Below are 22,572 nucleotides of genomic sequence, written 5' to 3'. Positions count from 1 at the left end.
GGAAGCTAAGCCCTCCAGCGCCGATGGTACTGCACCCGACAGGGTGTGGGAGAGTAGGACACCGCCGAACACACATTCCAGAACACCCCCGAACCACACGGTTCGGGGGTGTTCTGCATTCCACGGCATCCCAGAATGCCGCCGCAACCCCACCCCACCCCACCCCGGAACCCGCTTGAATGGCCCGTCCACGCTGACAGATCGTATGAAAGCACCATTCACGCGATCCCAGGCGCGACGTCACCCGGACCGGGCCGACGGCGCGACCGCGTGAAAGTGCCGTCCACACCATCAGATCGTATGAAAGAACCATTCACGCGATCAGGGCCCCGCGGCGTGATCGCTTGAAAGTGCCATCCACGCTGACAGACCGTATGGAAGAACCATTCACGCGATCAGGGCCCCGCGGCGTGACCGCTTGGATGGCCCGTCCACGCTGACAGACCGTATGAAAGGACCATTCAAGCGATCAGGGGGCGGACCTCGAAGACCCTGTTCGAATCTGCTCGAGCACAACACTGTTCACCGCTGGTGGAGTTCGTAGGGTTGGGTCGTGACTCGAAGATTGATCCTCAATGCTGTGCTTCGCGGACAGTTGGGCGGACATACCGCTGGGTGGCGTTTGTCGTCAGCCGATGTTCGTGATGTGACGACGCTCGACTACTGGGTATCGCTGGCGCGAACTCTGGAGCGAGCGCGTTTCGATTCGCTGTTCTTCGCCGACACGCTGGCCATTCCCGAGGACAAGGACATGTCCCTGCAGTGGCCGTTGGATCCGCTGGTTCTGATCACGGCGCTCGGTGTGTCGACGACGGATATCGGGGTCATCGCAACGCATTCGACGACGTTCAATTCCCCGTACACGACGGCGCGTCAGCTGTCGGCGATCGACCATCTTACCGGGGGTCGGGCGGGATGGAACGTCGTCACGAGCACGCTGGGGTCGGCTGCGGCGAACTATGGCAACGAACCCTTGCCGGACCACGATCTTCGATATCGTGTCGCGAACGACTATCTCGATGCCGCCAAGAAGTTGTGGCTGGGGTGGGAACCCGATGCTGTCGTCGCCGACAGGGTGACGGGAGAGTTGTTCGACGAGAACAAGATCCGCACCGTCGATCATCGTGGGGAGTTCTTCTCCGTCCGCGGCCCCCTGACTACGACGCGTAGCCCACAGACGGTGCCGCTGATCGCTCAAGCGGGAGGCTCCGCGCCGGGTATCGACTTGGCTGCACGTCATGCCGATGTGGTGTACACGCGTCAGGTCGATCTCGAAGAATCGAAGCGGTATTCGAATGCCATCAAGTCGGGTGCCGTCGGATACGGCCGTCGTGCCGAGGATGTCAAGATTCTGCCGGGATTCGTTCCCGTCGTCGCTGATTCGACACGAGAGGCGCAGGACTATGTCGAGCACCTTCGAGAACTGAACGACCTGAGTCGACGCGTCGGCGACCTGTCGTCCGCGTTGGGTGTGGCACTCGAGAGTCGTGACATCGATCGGCCGTTCCCGTACGCGGAGTTGGAGCCGTCCACACGGTTGGGGCGCACGCTGCTGGAAAAGCCAGGCGCGAAGACACTGAGGCAGGTTCTCCATGACACGTATGGAGGAATGTCGGAAAGCTCGGGGCATCGCGTCGTAGCCGGGACTGTGTCGGAGATCGTCGACGACATCCAGAAGTGGTTCGACGCAGGCGCTCTCGACGGTGTGAGCGTTCATCCGCATGTACTTCCCGACGGCCTGGACGATTTCGTCGAGCGGGTTGTACCGGAGCTGCAGGACCGTGGGCTCGTGCAGACCGAATATCGTCCGGGCACTCTGCGGGTGAAGCTGGGTATCCCGGTTCCTGGTGTGGACACGAGCGGGTTCGCGCCCGCGTGGCGCGTGAGTTCGCCCGCACCTGTCGCCAACTGACGGCTGACGTAGCTCGGTGCAGGTGGCCGCACCGAGCTACGCCGGAGGTCAGGAGTCCGCAGTTGCGAGGCGGTCCGATCTACTTGCGGCAGGAAGTCCGAGATTCCCACGAAGGGTGTCGGATTCGTATTCGCGTCGGAAAAGCCCACGCTGCTGGAGGAGTGGGACCACGTGCTCGGTGAACGCTTCGACGCCGCCTGGCCCCTGCCCGGGCATGATGATGAAACCGTCGGCGCCGCGTTCGGTGAACCAGGCCGCGAGTCGATCGGCGATCTGCTCCGGCGATCCGACAGCTCGTCCGTGACCGGCCGACCGTTGCTGCACCTTGATCAACTCACGTAGTGTCAGGTTCTCCTCCACGGCCAGCTCACGAAACACTGCGTATCTGCTCTGCCGTCCCTGGACGGTCTCGACGGCTGGAAGCAGATCAGCCGGAATGCGGTCGTCCAGGTCGATCTCCGACAAGTCGACGCCCGCCAGCTGCCCGGACAGGGCTGCCAACGATGCAGGCGTGAATCCTGCGTCGAACAAGTCGTTGTCGATGCGCAGCGCTTCTTCCTCGGTGCCGCCGATAGTCGTCGAGACTCCGGGCATGACCAAGACGTTCTTCGGATCCCGTCCTGCCGCAGCTGTTTTCGCCTTAAGCTCCCGATAGAAGCTCTGAGCACCGCGCAGTGTCTGTTGGGCGGTATAGACGCCCTCGGCGAACTGGGCAGCGAACGACGTCCCGTCCGAGGACGATCCTGCCTGGAACAGCACGGGTCTGCCCTGCCGCGAGCGGGGGAGCGGCAGCGGTCCTTCGACGGAGTAGAACTCCCCGCGATGATCGATCGGCCTGGTGGAGCCGTCGTCGAGCCAGGAGTCCCACAGACCGGACACGACCGAAACGTGCTCCAGCCCCTGGCGGTACCTGTCCTCGTGCGCGGGCAGCGGGGCGTCACCGAAGTTACGTTCGCCGGCAGACGAGGTGACTGCGTTCCACCCGACGCGACCGCCCGTGAGGTGGTCCAGGGACTGCAGTTGCCGAGCGAGGTTGAACGGTTCTGTGAAGGTGGTCGAGATGGTCGGAACGAAGCCGATGCGCTCGGTGACCGCCGCGAGCGCAGAGAACAGCGTGACCGGTTCGGGTCGAGTCCCGAGTTCGGTGTCGGAAGACAGTCCGTCGGCGGCGAACAGGACGTCGAAGAGCGCCGACTCCGCTGTCCGGGCAAGGTGGGTGTAGTGATCGAGTACAGATCCAGGGTGGCGAACGTCCCCGGGCCGGAGTTCACCGGGCTGCGAGTTCCCGGGTGGGTTCGTCAGAAGTCCGAGTCGAATCTTGCGGCTGTTGGTCATTGTTCCTTCCTCAGGGTCACTGAAGTATCGACAACGGACGGCTGGGTTCCAAGAGTTAGGTTCGGGCTGATCGGAACTCGGGTGGCGCTCTGCCGCAGACACTTTCGTCATCCTCGTCCAGTCCGGCTACACGAACGGTCAAGGTGGGCTGCACGATCTACTCGAGCAAGCCTTTGATGTCGTCGGCCGTCAATCCGCCCGAGAAGTCCGCGCCGTCGTCCATGACGCTGCTGAACAGTTTGGCTTTTCGTTCCTTGAGCGCCATGACTTTCTCTTCGATGGTTCCCCGGGCCACGTACCTGTTGACGAACACGGTGCGCTGCTGCCCGATGCGGTGAACACGATCGACTGCTTGAGCTTCGGTGGCCGGATTCCACCACGGGTCGAGTACGAAGCAGTAGTCCGCCTCGGTGAGCGTGAGACCCACGCCGCCCGCTTTCAAGCTGATCAGGAAGACCGGTGCGTCGCCCGATCGAAACCGGTCGACGACCTCACCGCGGTTCCGGGTACTTCCGTCCAGGTAGACCAAGTCGATCCCCTCTGCGTCCAACCGGTTGCGGACTCGTCGTAGAAACCCCGTGAACTGGCTGAAGACCAACGCTCTGTGCCCTCCTTCGATGACCTCGCGCAGCTGTGTTACCAGTTCGTCGAGCTTCGCGCTGGGGATGTCGGTGTGGTTGTCGTCGACGAGGGATGCGTCGAGACTCAGTTGCCGCAGGATGGTCAACGAACGCAGAATCATGACGCGGTTGCGTTCGAAGTCGTCGAGCAATCCCAGGATCTTCTGGCGCTCCCTGGCCAGCCGGGTTTCGTAGACCTTGCGGTGGCGTGGGTGGAGCTCGACCTCGACAGTTTGCTCCTGCTTGGGTGGAAGATCCTGCACGACGGTGTCTTTCGTCCTGCGGAGTACCAGCGGCTTGATACGGCGTCGCAGCGTGGTCAACGTCTTCGTGTCGCCGTCTTTCTCGATGGGCGTTCGGTACTGCTCGATGAACGTGCTCGGTGAGGGAAACAGTCCCGGCGCGGTGATGGACAGCAACGCCCACAGTTCCATCAGGTTGTTCTCGATCGGAGTGCCGGTGATCGCAAGCGTGAACGGCGCGGTGAGTCGTCGGGCGCAGTGGTAGGTTTTGCTCTTGTGGTTTTTGACGTACTGGGCCTCGTCGAGAACCAGGCCGGACCAGGTCACGGAATCGAAGTCGTCGAAATCGAGCCTGAACACCGTGTACGAGGTGACGACGATGTCGGCTCCGGCCGCGAGTTCGGCGATGGACGTGCGTCGTTTGGCCCGGGTTTCGGCAGCTGCGACGACGGTGAGCGCGGGTGCGAACCGCTGTGCCTCTCGAACCCAGTTGTGCACGACGCTCGTAGGCGCCACGATCACGAACGGCGAAGCGAGAGAGGTGTTTTCCTTGACCTTGCAGATCATGGCCAGAGTCTGAACGGTCTTGCCTAGGCCCATGTCGTCGGCGAGAATGCCACCGAGTCCGTGAGTCCACAGGAAGAGCAGCCACGAGTATCCGTCGAGTTGGTACGGGCGCAGTACTGCGTCGAGGGTGACCGGCGGATCCTGAGGCGCGACCGAGTCGAGCTTCAGCAGTGCGGTCACTTGTTCGCGCCACACAGTTGCTTGACGAGCAACTTCGCCGATCTCGGTGAGTTCTTCCCACAAAGAGGCTTGGTACCGGCTGATCCGCAACGGCCCTTCCGGGTTGTCCTGCAGCGATCGGGCTTCGTGGACCAAGGCACGGAGCTTCGTCAGGGACGGCCGATCGAGAGCAAAGAAGCGGCCGTCGGGAAACAGCAGATGCGACGCACCCCGAACGATCGCGGTGAGGACAACGGCGAACTCGACGTCGGTACCATCCACCCTGACGACGATCCCGAGGTCGAACCAGTCGTTGTTCTCGGACAGGGCCGACGTGGACAGGGAAATACCGACGTCGTCGCTGACGTCCTGAAAATCGGGCAGCTCACCGACAATCGAGATGTGGACGTTGTCGTACTGATCCAGTCGAGGCAACCTGTCGACGACGAAGAGCGCAGCCTCGGTATCGGCGACGGCAAAAGGCTGGAACAACCCTGCCCGCACCGGCGCCCGGCCCAGGATCGGCAGGACCGTGCTGAGCAGGCCCGATTCGGACGCGTCGTCGCGCAGCCCCGTCGCAGTATTCACAGTGTCTGCGGCATAGTCGATTTCGACGTCGTCCATGTAGTAACGCCAATGCGCTCCGACGGTGAGCCGGCCGTCACCGGTGTGCTCGACGACGAGATGTAGTTCGGGCCCGCTGATCACCGGCGCCGTGTAGGAGGCGTCGGACGAGACGATCACACAATCCCGTTCGAGCTGCGGGAGATAGTGCAGTACGAAGTCGTCGCGATCTGCCGGCGGCACGATGACCGGTACTCCGGAGGCGGCGACGCGTCGCAACGCGTCGGGCACGGTTTTCTCGAGGGCCGCGAGACGGAACGCGTACGTGGGGTCGTCGACGTCGTCCCAGTACACGATGCCTGTGCCGTCGGCCCCCAGGAATCGCCGTCGGTCCGCAGGGACGACCACTCCGTCGACGACGACAAGGCCGTCGAGCGAGAGAGCCCCCGTCTCTTCGGCTTTGATGTCGACGGAGAACTCACCGTCGGACGGCCAGGAAATCCGACCTCGCGCGCGGTCTGCGTGAATCAACGGCAGGCCCCTGTCCCGCGCTTCACCGAGCAGATCCCAGAGCAGCCGGCCGGAGACGTCGGCGAGATCGATACTCGACGAGTCCACTCGGTGAAAGGAGAATGCGGCTCGACCGTGTGCGCGAACGTCGCACAGGCCCTTCAACTCTCGCAGGATGTCGAGCTGTCGATCGATACGCCTGTCGTTCGAGAACGGCAACGACGACCACGAGATGCCGGTGGTCGCCCAGGTGTCCTTGTGGTCCAACTTGACCGGGTGCGCGAACAACGACGCTGTGCCGACGCGCTCGTCGGACAGCTTCATCGCGAGCTGCAGGCCGACCCTCAGCCGGGATGTGGTGATGCGTCGGGCATCGTCGTTTCGGATCGGCGCCAGCGCCTGCGACCAATGCCCGTCCGACCGAGAAGGCGTCGGCACCCGCGCCGAACTGCGACTGTCGGCGCCTGCCTGAAGAAGGACCGCGACGACGTGCTTGCAGTTGAATACGACTGGGCAGTTGCACTGACCGAAATCCAGCCCGACGACGCGTCCCTGCTGGGTCGCCAGTGCCACCGTCGTTGAATAGGGAGTGGCGCGTTGTCCGCGAACCGACGCCGACAGGGTCGAGGTTCGCGTGTTCCAGTGGACGTCGCCGACGCGGCTTTCCTCGAAGTACCGGTTTCCGCGTCGGAACGTCTCGCCCCCGAACCGAAGTTCGAGGGCCTCGAAGTCCAGGTCTTTCATCGATGGGATCGTCACGGGCGCAGATGGTAAACAGACCCACCGACAGGTTTCGCGGGGTCTGCACTGGTCACGAACGTAAGCCAGAGCAAAGAATCAGCTCGAGTCGAAGGGTGTCGCATTCGAACTCGTTTCGGCAATGTCGGTACTCAGCGTGCGTCGGACGGCGTACGGAGTCTTTTCGAGCAGGAGTGGGTTGTATGACGTCCCCAGGTCCCATACATTTGGCAGTTGCCCTCGACGGCGCAGGTTGGCACCCCGCCGCCTGGCGCGAGCCACACTCGAAGCCGCGCGAGCTCACGTCGCCTCGGTACTGGACGGAGCTGGTGTCCGCTGCCGAGAGCGCAGCTCTGGATTTCGTCACGATCGAGGACAGTCTGACGGTTCCCGGCGACGCGCTGCAGCAGTCGGAGCCACGTACCGACCGCGTCCGACTGCGACTCGACGCGCAACTGATCGCGGCTCGTGTAGCACCTCGAACCGCGAACATCGGGCTGATTCCGACGATCACGACGGCCCACACCGAACCGTTCCACGTCTCGACTGCCGTCGCGACTTTGGACTACACCTCGCACGGACGGGCCGGCTGGCAGGTCAAGGTGTCGGGCGGGCCCGCGGAAGCCGGCCACTTCGGGCGTCGGGCAGCACCCGAGTTCAGCGCCGACGACCGTGCCGCGTTGCACGAAGGCCGTCTGCCCGAGTACTACGAGCAACTGTTCGACGACGCGGTCGACCATGTCGACGTGGTCCGAAGGCTGTGGGACAGTTGGGAAGACGATGCGGAGATACGCGACGTCGTCGCGCGCCGTTTCATCGACCGCGACAAGGTGCATCACATCGATTTCGTCGGCAAGCACTTTTCGGTTCGCGGGCCGTCGATCACTCCTCGCCCACCGCAGGGGCAACCGATCGTCGCGGTTCTGGCTCATCAGCGGGTGCCGTACGAATTGGCCGCGAGGGGAGGGGATCTGGTGTTCGTCACCCCCGCTGACGACGTGCAGGCGCGGTTGATTCTCGACGACGTGCGTGCAGCGGAATCCGCAGTGAAACGCGCGGGCACACCGCTGCAGGTCTATGCCGATCTCGTGGTGTTCCTCGACAACGATGCCGAGACGGGCGTCGATCGTGTGCGTCGTCTGAACGATGCCGATGGGGCCGAATTCGTCTCCGACGCAGCGGTGTTCGCCGGATCGGCCGAGGATCTTGCCGATCAGCTTCTCGCCTGGAAGGCATTGGGTTACGACGGTTTCCGGCTGCGTCCGGGTGTGGCTCTCGACGATCTGGAGGCAATTCGCTCCACGCTCGTACCGGAGTTGCAGCGCCGGGGAGTCTTTCGAACCGAATACACGGAGTCCACGCTGCGGCAGACGCTCGGTCTACCCGCTTCGGTACCCAATCGCTATGCCGCCCAGCAGGCTTGAAGGAGAGACGAACGATGTCACGCAAACAGGTCATCCTCGGCGCCTACCTCGGCGGTGTCAATCACCACACGGCGTGGTGGCACCCTCGGGCGGGTAGTCAGATCGATTTCTCGACCTTCGAGCACACAGCGCGCACCGCGGAGCGTGGAAAGTTCGATTTCTTCTTTCTCGCAGAGGGTTTGGCCCTTCGTGAGCGAGCGGGTCAGGTGTTCGATCAGGACATCATCGGACGCCCGGACACGTTGACGGTGTTGGCGTCGCTCGCGGCTGTCACCGATCACCTCGGTCTGGCGGGCACGATCAACGCGACGTTCAACGAGCCGTACGAGTTGGCGCGACAGTTGGCAAGTCTCGACCATCTGTCCGACGGCCGGGCCGCATGGAACGTCGTCACTTCGTTCGACGCATTCACCGGTCGGAATTTCCGGCGTGGTGGATTTCTGGATCGGTCGCAGCGGTACGAGCGTGCGGGTGAGTTTCTCGACGTTGCTCGGCAGCTGTGGGATTCGTGGGGGCGGAGCGATATCCTGGCCGACAAGAACACCGGAGAGTTTCTCGCGCGGGGATCGGCAGGCGAATTCGCCCATGCTGGAGCGCAATTCGATATCGACGGCCACTTCACCGTACCGCGCAGCCCGCAGGGGCGACCTGTCATACTGCAAGCCGGGGTTTCCCCGCAAGGGCGAGACTTCGCTTCCGCCAACGCCGATGCCATCTTCTCGCCGTACGGCAAGCTGCCCGAGGCCGCCGAGTTCTACCGCGACATCAAAGCCCGGGCGGCTCGGCAGGGTCGTCGGGCAGAAGACATCAAGATCCTGCCGTCGGCGAGCTTCGTTCTCGGCGACACCGAAGCCGAGGCCGTCGAGAAATATCACGAAGTGCGTCGTGAGCAGGTGACGGGACAGACGGCGTTGATACTGCTCGAGCAGATCTGGAACCGTGATCTGTCGGACCACGACCCCGAAGGGCCCTTGCCCACAGTCGAACCCGACCCCGACGCGCACCCCATCATCGAGGGCAAGGCATTCGTCTATCAGGATCGATTCGACACCGTGGCGAACCTGCGCGCCGTCGCCGAGGCGAAGAAGCTGAATCTGCGTGAGGTCGTCATCGATCAGTTCGAACGTGGACCGATCGTCGGAACGCCGGCTCAGGTTGCGGAGAAGATCGACAGCTTCGTCTCGAACGACGGTTCCGACGGCTTCATCATCGGATCGCATCTTGTGCCGTGGGGTCTCGACGAATTCGTCGACGACGTGGTCCCGCTGTTGCAGGAGCGCGGTGCATTGCGATCCGACTACACCGGAACGACGCTGCGCGACAACCTCGGTCTCGCGCCACTCGACGATCGGGTCGATTCCGCGACCTCGCGATAGACCGCCGGAATATCCGACAGACAACCAAGGAGAACCGCTTGAGCCGGCCACGTCTGCTGTTGAACGCTTTCACGATGAACACCGTCACGCATGTGTCGTACGGGTCGTGGACGCGGGAGGACTCGCGTCAGACAGAGTTCCACACGCTCGACCCGTGGATCGAATTGGTACAGATTCTGGAGCGGGGGAAGATCGACGCGATCTTCTTCGCCGATATCGTCGGTCTCTACGACGACTACCGGGGCGGATGGGACACGCACGTGACCGAGGGGTTGCAGATCCCGAATCACGATCCGTCGACCATTGCGTCTGCACTCGCCGCTGCGACAACCGATCTCGGTATCGTGGTGACCAGTTCTGTTCTGCAGGATCATCCCTTTTCGTTCGCGCGCAAGATCTCGACGCTCGATCATCTGTCGAAGGGCAGGATCGGATGGAACGTCGTCACCAGTGCACTCGAGAACTCCGCTCGGAACTTCGGCCTCGATCGGCGTGAAGAGCACGACCGCCGATACGACTGGGCAGAGGAATATGCAGAGGTCGTCTACAAACTGTGGGAAGGATCGTGGGAGGACGACGCGTTGGTGCAGGATCGTGAGAAGTCGATTCACGCCGACCCCAGCAAGATTCACAAGATCCACCACCGAGGCGAGCGGTATTCGGTGGAAGGCCCGCACTTGTCCGCGCCATCGCCGCAACGGACACCGGTGATCTTTCAGGCAGGCAGTTCTGCGAGAGGGCGTCAGTTCTCCGGTCGGCATGCCGAGGGGATCTTCATCAGTGCGGCGTCCGCGTCCGGCGCGAAGAAGGTCATCGACGACACGCGGCGACGTGCAGTCGAGGCGGGGAGATTCGCGTCGGACATCAAGTTCTTTCAAGGTCTGAGTTTCGTGGTGGGTTCCACGGAGGCCGAAGCGCGGGCGAAGGCCGCTGATATCGACGAATCATTCAGCGTCGAAGGGCTTTTGGCTCATCGCAGCGGCGGCATCGGGATCGACTTCGGCGGATGGCCACTCGACACGCCCATCGCCGAGTTGGCAGGCAAGGTCCAGGGGACTCAGTCGTCGATCGAGGCGTTGATCAATGCCGCTGAGGCCGGTTCCGAGGTCACCATCGCGGACTTCGTCAAGCAGAAGCAGGACACCACGCGGTTGGTCGGGACTCCGGAGCAGATTGCCGACGCGTTGGAAGTGTGGCAGGACGCGGGTGTCGACGGCATCAACATTCAATATCTGACGACGCCCGGCACGTATCTGGATTTCGTCGATCAGGTGATTCCGGAGCTGCAGGAACGAGGGTTAGCGCAGCGTGAGTATGCGCCAGGTGCGTTGCGCTCCAAGCTGTTCGGCCGAAGTGATCGGGTGGAGTCGACGCATCCGGCGGCGCGCTGGCGTGGGGCGTTCGCGGCTTCGCCACCCGTGCACGCGTAGTCGCTTCTCCCGCACATTTGCCCGCGGGGCGCTAGCTGGCAGCAAACCGCGCGTGCACCTCGGCACGGATGGTGATGTCCTGCGGTCGCAGTTCGAAGCCGTCGTCGCCTGCTTTGTATGCGCGCGCGGCAAGCGCGTATTCGGGGTGGCCGGTTCCGACGCCCAGCAGCCCCGGATCGGCGATGGCCAGCGTGGTGATGGCGCCGCGTCCGACACTCTGCGCGTAGACCTCGGCCTTCTCGACGGCGTCCTGCACGGCGAGGGTGCGGACGAGTCGGGTCTTCTCTGCTGCGCTGTCGTCGGTGAGGGCCCAGTCGAAGTTGCCGATGTCGACACCGTCGAGCGCCGAGACGGCGTAGACGAAGGCGTCGATGACGTCGATGACGTCGATCTGACTGAACTGGACGTCGATTGTCGCGGTCGCCTGGTAGACGTAGGGGAGTTGTTCGCCGTCGTGGTTGAACGGACGACTCCGGGAGTGACGGACCTGGTCGAGTGTCCAGGCGTCGATCGGACCGGATGACTCGTTGTACAACGGATCGATAAGCCCGGTCAGCTCTTTCACCAGGCGATGGGCCGGTTCGGCAGCGGACTCTGCGGACCGACCGTCCGTCCTGACGACGAGCGACACCGTGCAGCGCTCGGGTGTGTACGTCGCCTGCCCTCGGCCGACGACCGTGATCTCCACCGGATGCGAATCCATGCCCTCGAGTGTTGCACAGGCAGGACCAGGTCATTCGCCTGAATGAATGTGATCCCGCGACCTGCACGGTAGAAAGCTTTGAAAAGCGGCCGGGTGGTCTGTGCACTATCTTTGACCAATCGATGTGGATTCACGGGGGAGTAGAGCGTAGATGTTGGGTGTGAACTCGCTGCCCGCCACTGACCTTCGTGCGACGCCATGGGTTGAGCTCATGCCCTGGCTCGATGACTATGTATCGGAGCGGGCGGCTCTGCTCGAAGCCTTGGCCCCTGGGGAGGCGTGGTGGCTCGAGGACGGACCACTGTCTACCGCCCAAGATGTCGATCTGGAGAAGGTTCTCGCTGAGCTTGCCCAGCTTTTCGTTTCCGGCCACAAAGCGCTGACTTTCGCCGAGGGATTTCCTGCAGTCGAAGCTGGGCTGCCGATCTCGATTCTCGGACTCCAGACACGGGCATCCACGACAGTCCGGCGCCTGACCGAGGACAAGACTGTCGAGGGCCTGCTGACGAGCACAGCGCAAGACTTGTTCGTCATCCCGGGCACCAGCGAGCAGACCGTCCGCGACGTCGCCTACGCCTTGCTCGAGATCTCGATTCTGAACGATCCTCGTGTTCGCGGGCCTGTCGAGGACGAGGGCTCGGACCACTCTCCCGTGCTGACTCAGCTGATCGACGACCTTGCAGCGCTCGCGTCCTGGAGAAGATTGCGCGGACAACACGATCGACCGCTCTTGGCGGTCGATATCGAGGACGAATCTCCTGAGCTGATTCAAGAGTTGGCCGCACGGATCTCCGCGATCAGCTCACGCGACCTTCCGGACGTCGAACAGGGAGACCCTGTCGACGAAATCGAGAACATCCTCGGCCAGCTCGAAAGCCGTGAGTTGTTGGCTCTCCGCCTCCGACTGCTCGCGCTCGAGCCGATTTCGCTGGGAGAACTCAGCACCAGGTTGCATTTGTCCAAGCCCGCGGCGAGTGCGATCGAGTCGCAGGCGAAGGCGAAGATCAACGCTGCCTGCGGCTACGGAACCGCTGTCGGCAATCTGTTGGCAAGTCTCCGCATCGAGATCCAGCCGGTGGCATCGATGGAGCGTCTCATCGCAGTGCATCCGACGATCGGTCGGACAGTGCCGACTCTCGACGTGCCGTTGTGGCTCGTGCTCGACGGTATCGACGACTATTTCGAGGTCACGAAGGGGTGGGCAGCTGCGCCCGACGTCGACGGAGCGAAGAAACGAACTCGGTCGCTCCTGGAGGACCTCGAGTCACCCAACGGCGTCGTGGCCTTCGAGGAACTCGCTGGTCTGACGGAAATGCCCTCGGACGAGCTTCACTCGTGGCTCAGTTGGTGTGAGATCCCCGTGATCGAGGGATCGGTGCTGACTCGCACCAAGAAATTGGCGGACACACTCGTCGGAACGTTGGAAGCGATCGGCGAGCCGCAGAGTCCGACGCAACTCGCCGAGCGCGGCCGGACGGGCAAGCCCGTCGCATCTGTGCACCGGGCACTGGAAGCCGACGAGCGTGCCTTCCTCGGGGCCGACGGCCTGTGGCGTTTGATCGGTTGGGAGACGGCGGTGCCCACACCCATCGAACCGGATGTCGAACAGTTCGAGGCTGTCGAAGGGATAGTGCGACGACGTGCAGGCCGGGTCACCAAGAGGCCTGAACAGACGCGACGGCTCTATCGAATCGGATTGGCCTGGAGATATCGGATCGTTGTAACCGCCGACCAGCTGCGCGGGTCCGGGTTCGCGTTGCCGGCAGGTGTCGCGGCTGCGGTCGGGTGTGAACGCGGGCAGACGGTCGAACTGAAGAGCCGTCTCGGCACCCAAATGGTCCGTTGGACAGGCGCCCAGCCGACGTCGGGCACGATCGGCCGGTTCCTGCGCGAGTTGGACGCCCATGTCGGCGACGAAGTGCTGCTGGAGTTCTCGCCCGATCGCAGTTTCGCTGTCGTTCGGCCGGAAACCCTTACAGCCGAAGCTGACCCCCTGCGGCGTGCACTGGCAGCGATCGGACATCCTCAGCCATCGGGAATCGCTGAGCGTCACCTGGTACGCGTCCTCGCCGACGCGATCGGGTTGTACGGCGAAACTCGGCCGAGACGGCTGTTGAGCGCATACGAATCCAGCAGCGAGGAACACGTCGTGGCATTGCTGGAAGAGGCTTGGATGCATACAGGTTCAGTCGATGAGTGAATCTCTCGAGGTGGTCTCCAGTCGCAAGTCGGTTGCCGATCCGTCGCTGACACGGGCAATCGGACTCCATCACACTTTGCCGACAGCGATCGCGGATTTGGTCGACAACAGTCTGGATGCGGGAGCAACTCATATCCTGGTGAGGTTCGTTCGCGAGGGGACGCGTATCACCGGCCTGAAGGTCATCGACGATGGCAAGGGCATGGACGATCGCACCATCGATTCCGCCATGACGTATGGCAACAAGCGGGAGTACGGGTCGAGCGATCTCGGGCACTTCGGTGTCGGTATGAAGGCCGCGTCGCTCAGCCAGGCGAACACGCTTGTGGTGTGGTCCAAGTCGGCTGGCCGTGATTCGGTCGGACGTGTGATCGAGTCGGCGGATCAACTGGTGTCCATTGTGGAACACGCTGAGGCGCAAGCAGTTTTCGAGGCGACGAATCCGCGCTTCCCGTTCACCGGGGGCACGATCGTCGAGTGGCGCGGAATCACGACATTCCTCATGTCTGCCGACGAGGACGAACAGGTCAGCTGGTTGGAGACAGCCATCGACGACGTCCGAAGTCACCTCGGTATCGTCTTCCATCGGATTCTCGATGGATCGGTGAGGATGACTGTCGATGTGTTCGACGTCGGTTTCAACAGAGCTGGTCCGCCACGGGTAGTTCGTTCGATCGATCCGTTTGCGTATCCGGGCACTGGTAGAGAGAACTACCCTCGCACATCCACTGTCGAGTTACCTTCTGGTGCTGCAGGTGTCACGTGCCATATATGGCCTGCGCGAAGCAGTCTGCCGGAGTACCGGTTGTTCGGCGCGCCGGGTCGGGATCGCCAGGGTTTGTACTTCTACCGTCATCGGCGGCTGCTGCAGATCGGCGGTTGGAACGGTTTGTGGCACGCGCGTCCCGACTACGGGCCGGCCCGCGTTGCCATCGATCTCGACGATGCATGGACGAAGCATGTCCAGATCAATCCCGAGAAAGCAGGCGTCACGCTCGACGCCACCGTTTCCGCTGCCTTGAGGTCGGTGCTGGCTCAGGTTGTCGCGGATGCGGTCTCGACCACGAAGGCCGCGCGAACCCGGACCCCGAAGCCGATCACTGCGCTGCAACCGAGTTCGGGATTCCCCGAGGACGTGCTCGACTCCTTCAGCGACGCGTTCACCTTCGACGACGGCCAGGAGCCAGTGGCCATGCAGTGGCGAGTGCTGAAGCGCGACAGATTCTTCGAGGTGGACCTGAAGAACCGAACTCTGTGGATCAACGCTCGATTCCGCACCGAGCTGCTCGGGAAGCGCAGTCGAGACAATACGGATGCCCCAGTTGTGAAGGCACTGTTGTATCTCCTTGTGCACCAGATGTTCACGGCGCAGCGTCTGAGCGCGAAGCAGATCGAGCAGATGAAGGCGTGGCAGGACGTGTTGGTCTCGGCGATGGCGTCGAATCGCGAGAAGGCAGGGGGCGAATCATGAAGCTGGAAGAGGCGATCGCACGGGAGTTCGGAGACTTTGCCCCTTCGGGCATTCTCGGACCGGTGAATTCGCGCGATCTCGACGGTCACCCGCAGGGAGTCGACATCGAGACGATTGTCTCTGTGCTCGTCGACGACTCGGCCTCTGTTGTGCGGAATGTGTTCGCCAGCAGTCTTGTTCGATGGGACGCAGATTCTGCGGCCGAATGGGCCGACGGCACTGCCCCGAACAGTCCTGAGCGACGAGTCCGGGTTTACGAAAAGCTCGGAATTCCGGCGGGGCACGACGAGATCACCGTGCGGTATCCAATCATCGGCGGTCCTGTGGTCATCGCTGCACCCCAGCCGTGGGCGCCGTGGTACGAGGAGAAGAGACGCCAGGAGCGCGACTTCTATTGGCGCGCATATTCTAATGTCGTCGCAACGAAACTCGATTCGGCAACCGTCGACCGGCTGGATGTGATGACGCGTGAGATCGTCCAGCGGTTGGCCGATCCGACCCGTGACGAGCCCTACCAATCCAAAGGCCTTGTTGTCGGGTACGTCCAGAGCGGCAAGACCGCAAATTTCGCCGGTGTCATTGCGAAGTCCATAGATGCCGGATACAGGCTGATCATTGTCCTCACCGGCACTATCGAGATGCTGCGCAGCCAAACTCAGCGCAGGCTCGACATGGAGCTGATCGGTCGACAGAACATCGGCGCGGACGGCGATTACGCACTCGATCAGGATTGGATCGATGGGAAGTTCCTCGAGCACGAGGTCGACCCGAATACGTCGTCCAAAGCGCCGGCGATCCGGCGTCTGACCGGGGCGTCCGACGACTTCAAGTCCCTCGGAAAAGGGCTGTCGGCACTGCAATACGAGATCGCCGACCACAGCAAGCCACTGCACGATCCGGTCAACCTGTACTCCAGCAACGTTCGAATCGCCATCGTGAAGAAGAACTCGACGGTGTTGAAGAAGCTGGTCGAAGACCTGCAACGGGTTCCGACCGAACTCGACCAGATCCCGGCCCTCATCATCGACGATGAGGCCGATCAGGCATCCGTGAATACGACCAATCCTGCGAAGTGGGCCTCGGATCAGATCGAACGAACCGCAATCAACGAGCGTATTGCGGACTTGCTCAAAGTTCTGAAGCGAGCACAGTACATCGGTTACACCGCAACACCATTCGCGAATGTCTTCGTCGATGTCGAAGACAGTGAAACCATCTTTCCCAAGGACTTCATCATCAGCCTCGACAGGCCAGGCCCGTACATGGGAGGTACGGACTTTCATGATCTGAACGACGGAGACGAGTTCGACGACGGTGAGCGTACGCCCGCGAACTCGAACAAGGCTGCGTTCGTACGCGATCTATGGGCGGGATGGGATGGCGAAGGTCGAGATGCCGAACAGCAACTTGCGCTTGATTCTTTCGTGCTGGCAGGCGCCATCAAGCTTTTTCGCGAGTCGAAGGGTTCGAAGAAGTTCCGGCACCACACGATGCTGGTGCACGAGTCCGTGAAAACTACCGAGCATACAGCGGTCGCAAACGAGTTCAAGGCACTATGGAAGACGAGCGGCTACAGCCAACCTGCGAGCGCTGTTCGCTTGGAACAACTTTGGGAGCGTGACTTCAAGGTCGTATCCGAAGCTCGCAGCGAACCCGGCTCGGTGAATCCGCAAACATTCGACGAGCTGGAGGAGTTCATAGGCGCTGCATCCGACAAAATCGCGGAGGGAGCGAGCCCTGTCATCATCGTCAATGGCGAGAAACAGGACGACTACACCCAGGAAGCGCTGAACTTCGACGCCCGCGATGTGTGGAAGATATTGGTCGGCGGTGCAAAGTTGAGTCGAGGATTCACGGTCGAGGGTTTGACCACCACGTACTACACGAGGCGTACTCCACAGGCCGACACGTTGATGCAGATGGGGCGATGGTTCGGTTTCAGGCAGGGATATCGAGATCTGGTCCGACTGTTCATCGGTCGGAATGTCCCGGGACCTGCGGGAAAGCCCTATGACATGTACGAGGCCTTCGCTACGATCGTGCGAGATGAAGAGGAGTTCAGGACGGAACTGGCGCGGTTCTCCGGACTGAATGTGGGCGGAGAACCGATGGTGACGCCAATCGATGTTCCGCCCATGGTGTTTCAGTCGCAACCCTGGCTGAAGCCGACGTCCGCGAACAAGATGTACAACGCCGAACAGGTCTATCGAGGTGTCGGCGGGCACGCCTTCAGCTTCACGATGCAACCGCCACGAGGTGACGGCACTTACAACAAGCAACACTTCGCTGCTGTCGCGCCGCTCCTGGAGAGTCTGAAAGACAGAGCGACGTTCGAAATGACCGGGAGCCATGGCATTCGCCGGACGTTCGAGGCGAGGTACGGAGTGGTCGGTGCTGCCACAGTTGTCGATGCGGTCAAACAGTTCGTCTGGGATGGCAACTGGGACTTCGGACCGCACCTGGCAGCCATGGAATCGGCGGTCGAACGTGAGAAGCTCGAGGACTTTGCAATCTTGCTGCCGCTGCCGAAGACCCGCCTTCCCATCGCAGTGAAGGGATGGGATGAGCTACTCCCGATCGTCAACCGCAAGCGACTCGATTACGAGTACCGATCGGGTTTCAGCGGCACGGCGGTGCGCGAGCGAGAGGCGATCGAGCACATCGCGGGTGGGCCTGGTAAAGATGGTGGTCAGGCTGCAAGGAAACTCCGCCGTGGTACTCGCGGAGGGTTGATTCTCGTCTTCGCCAATGACCCGGCCTATGGATCGAAGAACATGAAGCGCGCGCGAACGGGGACCGCGGATCCTGGTGACTTTGCGACCTTGTTCTCCTATGCGCTCCCATACTTGGCGGAACCCACGCCGCGAATAGGATTCAGGCTGAGACAGCCGGGAGTTCAGGCGATCGTCGATGCAAAGTGAGTCAAATGTTATGAACAGGAACGGTGCTCTATGGCCAAGGTAATTGCGACGATCAGCCTCAAGGGCGGCGTCGGCAAGACCACGATCACGTCGGGCGTGGCGGAGTTCATGTCTGCAGAATTCGGGCGCAAGGTGCTGCTCATCGACCTGGACTCGCAGATTAACCTGACCACGATGATGATCAGCGAGACCGACTGGTTCGACCTGAACAAGCAGGGGCTGACTCTCGCGACTCTGTTCCGTGATGCCGTCGAGGGCACGTCGAATTTCGATGTACAGGCGAGCATTCAGCAGTCTGTGTCGCCGGTGAAGAAGGTGACAGGTGTCGACCTGCTCCCGTCGTCGCTCGATCTGATCGAACTTCAGGAGCGCGTCAGTGCACTTCGCGTCAATGACGGGTCCGCGACCAGCGCGGTCGACATCCTCGCGAAGGCGATCGAACCGGTGAAGGCCTACTACGACTACATCCTGATCGATTGCCCGCCCAACGTCGGCCCCATCACGCTGAACGGTCTTGCGATGGCCGACGGGTACATCATTCCGACCATCCCAGATGTTTTGTCCACCTACGGAATTCCGCAGATTCAGAACCGCATCGAGAAGTTCGGCGACGAGCTCGGTAGGAATATCGTGGAACTGGGCCTGGTGATCACCAAATACAAGTCCAACTCGGCGATCCACCGGACCACGATTCGGAATCTGCGGCGTGATCCCAATATCCAGAACGTACTTCCCGTTTACCTGACCGAATCGAACGCGATTGCCGCCTCGGCTCAGTTCGAGCCATACGGAACGCTGAAAACCAAGTACGGCAACGCCGGTCAGTTCGACCAGCTGCGTGAGATAACCAAGCACATACTGACGGAGGCGGAAGCCAAGCTATGAGCATCACCGACGACGCACAGCAGCGCGTTCAGGTTCAGGAACTGAGCGGTGCATTGATGAAGCTGAACACTGCTGACGCAACGGCGGCATCGCTGCTGACGAAGTTGTTTCACGTGGTTGCAGAGGAGGCAGCTCGAACACCTCGATTCGCCAAGGCTCTGGCGACCGCGTTCGCTGTTGCACCCAGCGAGGATGGCCCCGTCGCGAAGGTCGCCGAGACGAAGGCTCCCGCCAGAAAACGGGCAGCGCCTGCGAAGAAGCCCGCTCGCGAGCCTGGCGTGTTCGATCCCTTCGTCGTGCTGCGCGACGAAGGCGAAGAGCACCTCACCACGAAGCTAAGCGAGCTGACGGTCGACCAGCTTCGAGACATCATCGCCGAGCAGGAGATCGACACTCGGCGGGAGACGGGCCGCAAGCGCAAGGCAGAAGTCCTCGTCGAGTGGACAGTCGACCGCGTCAAGGCGTTGGCCAACAAAGGCAGCGTCTTCCGCTGATATCGAGGTTATGTCGCCGAATCACCTGATCCGACGGCATAACCTCGATCTCGGCGGGGAGGAGTCAATGAATCAACCGAACTCGACTCGCCGATGGCGCAGAATGTCCACATGACCGACACCCGACGCCGACGGTGGGTGCTCCATGTCGACCTGGATCAGTTCATCGCCGCGGTCGAGGTGCTACGCAATCCGGAGCTCCGAGGCAAACCCGTCGTCGTCGGCGGACGTGGGGATCCGACGGAACGCGGGGTGGTCTCGACGGCGTCGTACGAGGCTCGTGCGTTCGGCGTCGGGTCCGGCATGCCGCTGCGGGTGGCCGCGAAGAAGCTCCCCGACGCGATTTTTCTGCCTGTCGACGGCGAGGCGTACACGGCGGCGTCGGGTGCAGTCATGGAAACGCTCCGCAGTCTGGACGTCGTCGTCGAGGTAATGGGTTGGGACGAAGCATTTCTCGGTGTCGAGACCGACGACCCGATTGCCTTCGCGCAGCATGTTCACGATGCTGTGTTCGAGGCGACGGGATTGCACTGCTCGGTCGGCATCGGGGACAACAAACTCCGAGCCAAGATTGCGACGGACTTCGGTAAGCCGCAAGGCATCTACACGCTCACGCAGGACAACTGGTTCGAGATCATGGGGGAGCGCACGACCGACGCGTTGTGGGGGATCGGCAAGAAGACCGCGAAGAAGCTTGCGGCACTCGGCATCACGACGGTTGCGGAACTTGCGGCCACCGAAGACGCCGTGCTCGCTGCGGAGTTCGGGCCCAAGACGGGGCCGTGGATCGCAACGAAGGGGCGAGGCGTCGACCTGTCCCCGGTTTCTGCCGAGCCGTGGATTGCACGATCACACAGCCGCGAGACGACCTTCCAGCAAGATCTCGACGACTGGACAGCCGTCACCGACGAGGTGCGAAAGCTGGCGCTCCGCGTCCGCGAGGACATTCTCGCCGAGAATCGCATGGCAGTTCGGGTGACCCTGAAGGTTCGCTACGTACCGTTCGAAACCCACACCACGACAACGGCTCTCCCGAGTCCGACCTTCGATCCGGATGATATTGCCGACGCGGCAGCCGCCCTCGTCGAACGATTCGACCACACTCGCAAAGTGCGATTGATGGGCGTCCGACTCCAGATGACGCCCGCGGATCAGACCCTGGCGAACAGTACCGGTGATGTGTCCGGCACCTGAGCCACGAGGTTTCGTGCCACCAGATGTCGCAGATGCGCCGCAGCTTCGGACAATGCCATCACCTTGCCCATCGGCGAGATATCGGCCCACGGCTTGTACCACTGCATCCGCTCGGCGACCTGCCACACGCTGATCTGGTCGTCGCGGAACGCGTCGTGCAGATGGTCGAGACGCCCTTCGTGATGATCGATCAATTCGCCTGCGCGAGCGGCGACGTCGTCGATCGGCAGTCCGTGAGCTCCGAGTCCGCGCGTGATGTTCATCGTCTGTACGCGCCGGAGTGAGTCCATGAATTCGGCGAGCGCGTCACGTTCCTCGAGGGGGTAGACGAAATTGCCCACGTGCGGCGTCGTCTTCTGCAGTACGTGGTCCCCGGTGAACATGACGTCGGACGCGGGTAGATGGAAACAGACATGCCCGGGCGTGTGGCCCGGCGTGTAGACAGCACGCAGCTCACGGCCGGCGAGCGCGATCGCTTCGCCGTCGACCAGGATCCGGTCCGGCGCGGATTCCGGACCCGTGGGGGCCTTGGGGGCGGCGTTCTGCCACGCGTCGAGGTCCGACAACGACGCGCCCGCCGCGAGCATGTTCTTCTTCTCGGCGGCGAGCCACTCGTCGTCACGCGTCTCGACCATGCCCTTGAACTGCGCATGATCGGCCTCGTGCATGGCGATCCACGCGCCCGACGCCTCGCGAACGCGTCCACACAGCCCGATGTGGTCGGGGTGGAAGTGCGTGAGCACGACGCCCTCGATTTCGGACACCGAATGTCCGACGGCTTCGAGTCCCGACGTCAGGCCGTTCCACGCGTTGTCGTCGTCCCACCCGGCATCGACGAGAATCAGTCCACCCGGCGACTCCATCGCGTATACCAGCGTGTGGCCGAGGGGATTGTCGGTGATGGGTACCGGAATCTGGATGATGCCGTCACCGATTGCAGCTGCGTCGCTCATCGCACCCCACCTGTTGCTTAGTCCATGTAATAAGTCTTATCCACCTCCATAGTGCCTCTCGCATTCGTCGTCATGCATTCGGGGTCGAAATCGGGAGTTCTGTAGATCGATGTCCGCGAGCCTGCCCATTGAACGCATGCTCACCCGTCGCTACTTCCGCCCGGCCTTCCATTGCATTCCCCAGCCGTAGGCCTTGTCGAGCTCGGACTGCCCGCCATCGATGTACTTGACCTCGCGGGTGACGGTGAATCCCTGGCCCGTGTTCTGCAGCAATGCAATTGCGCAGAGGCGCGCCGAGTTACTGGCCGAGTCGAGGCGAACCTCCACCTGCGGTCCGCTCGTCGGAAACAATGTGACGACGCCATCGACGGCAGCCCAGTTGGGAGCGCCCTCGTAGATCATCGCGAAGATCAGGATTCGCTTGAAGGCGGCCGGGTTGGCCAGGTTGACGTGCATGTTCTCGCCGCCTGCAACGCTGCCGGACCGGTCGTCACCATCCAGGGCGATGAACGGAGGGCCTTGCAGAGATCCGAAACTGTTACCCAGTGCCTGTACGACGCCCTTGCTGCCGTCGGCCAGCTCGTAAAGGCAGCCGAGGTCGAGATCGACCCCGCTGGGAGCGCTCGTCGCTGCTGCCAGCTTGGCGAGGAAGCCCTTCTTCTTCGGCTGCTCGGGCGCCCCGCTCGACCAATTCAGGTTCACACGCATCGCGCCCTGGGATTCGCCCTTCTTGGCGAGGTTGACCGTCGGCGCGGCCTTCGACAACGTGACCTTGCTGAGGCTGACACCCGACGATCCTGGCTCGGGAGTTCTGCGGGTGTAGTCGATAGCCATGAGGGGGCGCCTTTCGCGTCTTACGTCCGGTTTGCGTGGT

The 22,572-nt window shown here is 62.2% G+C and carries 15 protein-coding genes; 10 read left to right on the top strand and 5 right to left on the bottom strand.

Annotated features, from left to right (window positions below):
* Window positions 1–553: 553 nt before the first annotated feature.
* Window positions 554–1,912: an NtaA/DmoA family FMN-dependent monooxygenase gene (locus CHB96_RS14370; RefSeq protein WP_089247280.1), complete on the top strand. Its 1,359-nt coding sequence runs from the start codon at window positions 554–556 to the stop codon at window positions 1,910–1,912.
* Window positions 1,913–1,960: 48 nt separating this feature from the next.
* Here CHB96_RS14370 and CHB96_RS14365 read toward each other — a convergent pair whose 3' ends face one another.
* Entirely contained in the window at window positions 1,961–3,247 is a 1,287-nt protein-coding gene (locus tag CHB96_RS14365) for an NtaA/DmoA family FMN-dependent monooxygenase (protein WP_089247278.1), read from the bottom strand.
* Between the two features lie 157 nt (window positions 3,248–3,404).
* Window positions 3,405–6,668, bottom strand: a complete 3,264-nt coding sequence (locus CHB96_RS14360; RefSeq protein ID WP_089247276.1) for a DEAD/DEAH box helicase — start codon at window positions 6,666–6,668, stop codon at window positions 3,405–3,407.
* A gap of 182 nt (window positions 6,669–6,850) precedes the next feature.
* Between CHB96_RS14360 and CHB96_RS14355 the strand changes: the two genes are divergently transcribed.
* The 3 genes from CHB96_RS14355 to CHB96_RS14345 are packed head-to-tail and all read left to right on the top strand — an operon-like array spanning window position 6,851 to window position 10,877.
* Window positions 6,851–8,071 carry an LLM class flavin-dependent oxidoreductase gene (locus CHB96_RS14355; RefSeq protein WP_089247274.1) on the top strand — a complete coding sequence of 407 codons (1,221 nt, stop codon included), beginning with the start codon at window positions 6,851–6,853 and terminating at the stop codon, window positions 8,069–8,071.
* 14 nt (window positions 8,072–8,085) lie between these two features.
* Window positions 8,086–9,447, top strand: coding sequence for an NtaA/DmoA family FMN-dependent monooxygenase (locus tag CHB96_RS14350; protein WP_089247272.1), 1,362 nt, complete (start codon window positions 8,086–8,088; stop codon window positions 9,445–9,447).
* A gap of 38 nt (window positions 9,448–9,485) precedes the next feature.
* A complete protein-coding gene (locus tag CHB96_RS14345; RefSeq protein ID WP_245865673.1) occupies window positions 9,486–10,877 on the top strand; it encodes an LLM class flavin-dependent oxidoreductase in 1,392 nt (463 codons plus the stop codon).
* Between the two features lie 31 nt (window positions 10,878–10,908).
* Here CHB96_RS14345 and CHB96_RS14340 read toward each other — a convergent pair whose 3' ends face one another.
* Window positions 10,909–11,580 carry an SIMPL domain-containing protein gene (locus CHB96_RS14340; protein WP_089247268.1) on the bottom strand — a complete coding sequence of 224 codons (672 nt, stop codon included), beginning with the start codon at window positions 11,578–11,580 and terminating at the stop codon, window positions 10,909–10,911.
* A 211-nt stretch (window positions 11,581–11,791) separates the two neighbouring features.
* Between CHB96_RS14340 and CHB96_RS14335 the strand changes: the two genes are divergently transcribed.
* The 6 genes from CHB96_RS14335 to CHB96_RS14310 all read left to right on the top strand — a co-directional run bounded on the left by CHB96_RS14335 (window position 11,792) and on the right by CHB96_RS14310 (window position 20,745).
* Window positions 11,792–13,780, top strand: a complete 1,989-nt coding sequence (locus CHB96_RS14335; RefSeq protein ID WP_245865671.1) for a hypothetical protein — start codon at window positions 11,792–11,794, stop codon at window positions 13,778–13,780.
* Window positions 13,773–15,251, top strand: a complete 1,479-nt coding sequence (locus CHB96_RS14330; RefSeq protein WP_089247264.1) for an ATP-binding protein — start codon at window positions 13,773–13,775, stop codon at window positions 15,249–15,251. The genes CHB96_RS14335 and CHB96_RS14330 overlap by 8 nt, the downstream gene beginning before the upstream one ends.
* Window positions 15,248–18,172: a Z1 domain-containing protein gene (locus tag CHB96_RS14325; protein WP_089247262.1), complete on the top strand. Its 2,925-nt coding sequence runs from the start codon at window positions 15,248–15,250 to the stop codon at window positions 18,170–18,172. Before CHB96_RS14330 ends, CHB96_RS14325 begins: the two co-directional genes overlap by 4 nt.
* 30 nt (window positions 18,173–18,202) lie before the next feature.
* Window positions 18,203–19,057: a ParA family protein gene (locus tag CHB96_RS14320; protein ID WP_089247260.1), complete on the top strand. Its 855-nt coding sequence runs from the start codon at window positions 18,203–18,205 to the stop codon at window positions 19,055–19,057.
* Window positions 19,054–19,551: a hypothetical protein gene (locus tag CHB96_RS14315; RefSeq protein ID WP_089247258.1), complete on the top strand. Its 498-nt coding sequence runs from the start codon at window positions 19,054–19,056 to the stop codon at window positions 19,549–19,551. The genes CHB96_RS14320 and CHB96_RS14315 overlap by 4 nt, the downstream gene beginning before the upstream one ends.
* Before the next feature lie 111 nt (window positions 19,552–19,662).
* Entirely contained in the window at window positions 19,663–20,745 is a 1,083-nt protein-coding gene (locus tag CHB96_RS14310) for a DNA polymerase IV (RefSeq protein ID WP_089247352.1), read from the top strand.
* Here CHB96_RS14310 and CHB96_RS14305 read toward each other — a convergent pair.
* The gene (locus tag CHB96_RS14305; protein ID WP_089247256.1) at window positions 20,703–21,698 is read right to left on the bottom strand and encodes an MBL fold metallo-hydrolase; all 996 of its coding nucleotides are present in this window, start codon (window positions 21,696–21,698) and stop codon (window positions 20,703–20,705) included. The genes CHB96_RS14310 and CHB96_RS14305 overlap by 43 nt on opposite strands.
* Before the next feature lie 150 nt (window positions 21,699–21,848).
* A complete protein-coding gene (locus tag CHB96_RS14300; RefSeq protein ID WP_089247254.1) occupies window positions 21,849–22,532 on the bottom strand; it encodes a TerD family protein in 684 nt (227 codons plus the stop codon).
* Window positions 22,533–22,572 lie beyond the last annotated feature (40 nt).

Origin of the sequence: Rhodococcoides kyotonense (assembly GCF_900188125.1) — a bacterium.
In the GTDB taxonomy this organism is placed as follows: Bacteria; Actinomycetota; Actinomycetes; order Mycobacteriales; family Mycobacteriaceae; genus Rhodococcoides; species Rhodococcoides kyotonense.
The sequence above is the reverse complement of the archived record's forward strand: the minus strand, read 5'-3'. Positions and strand labels throughout refer to the sequence as shown.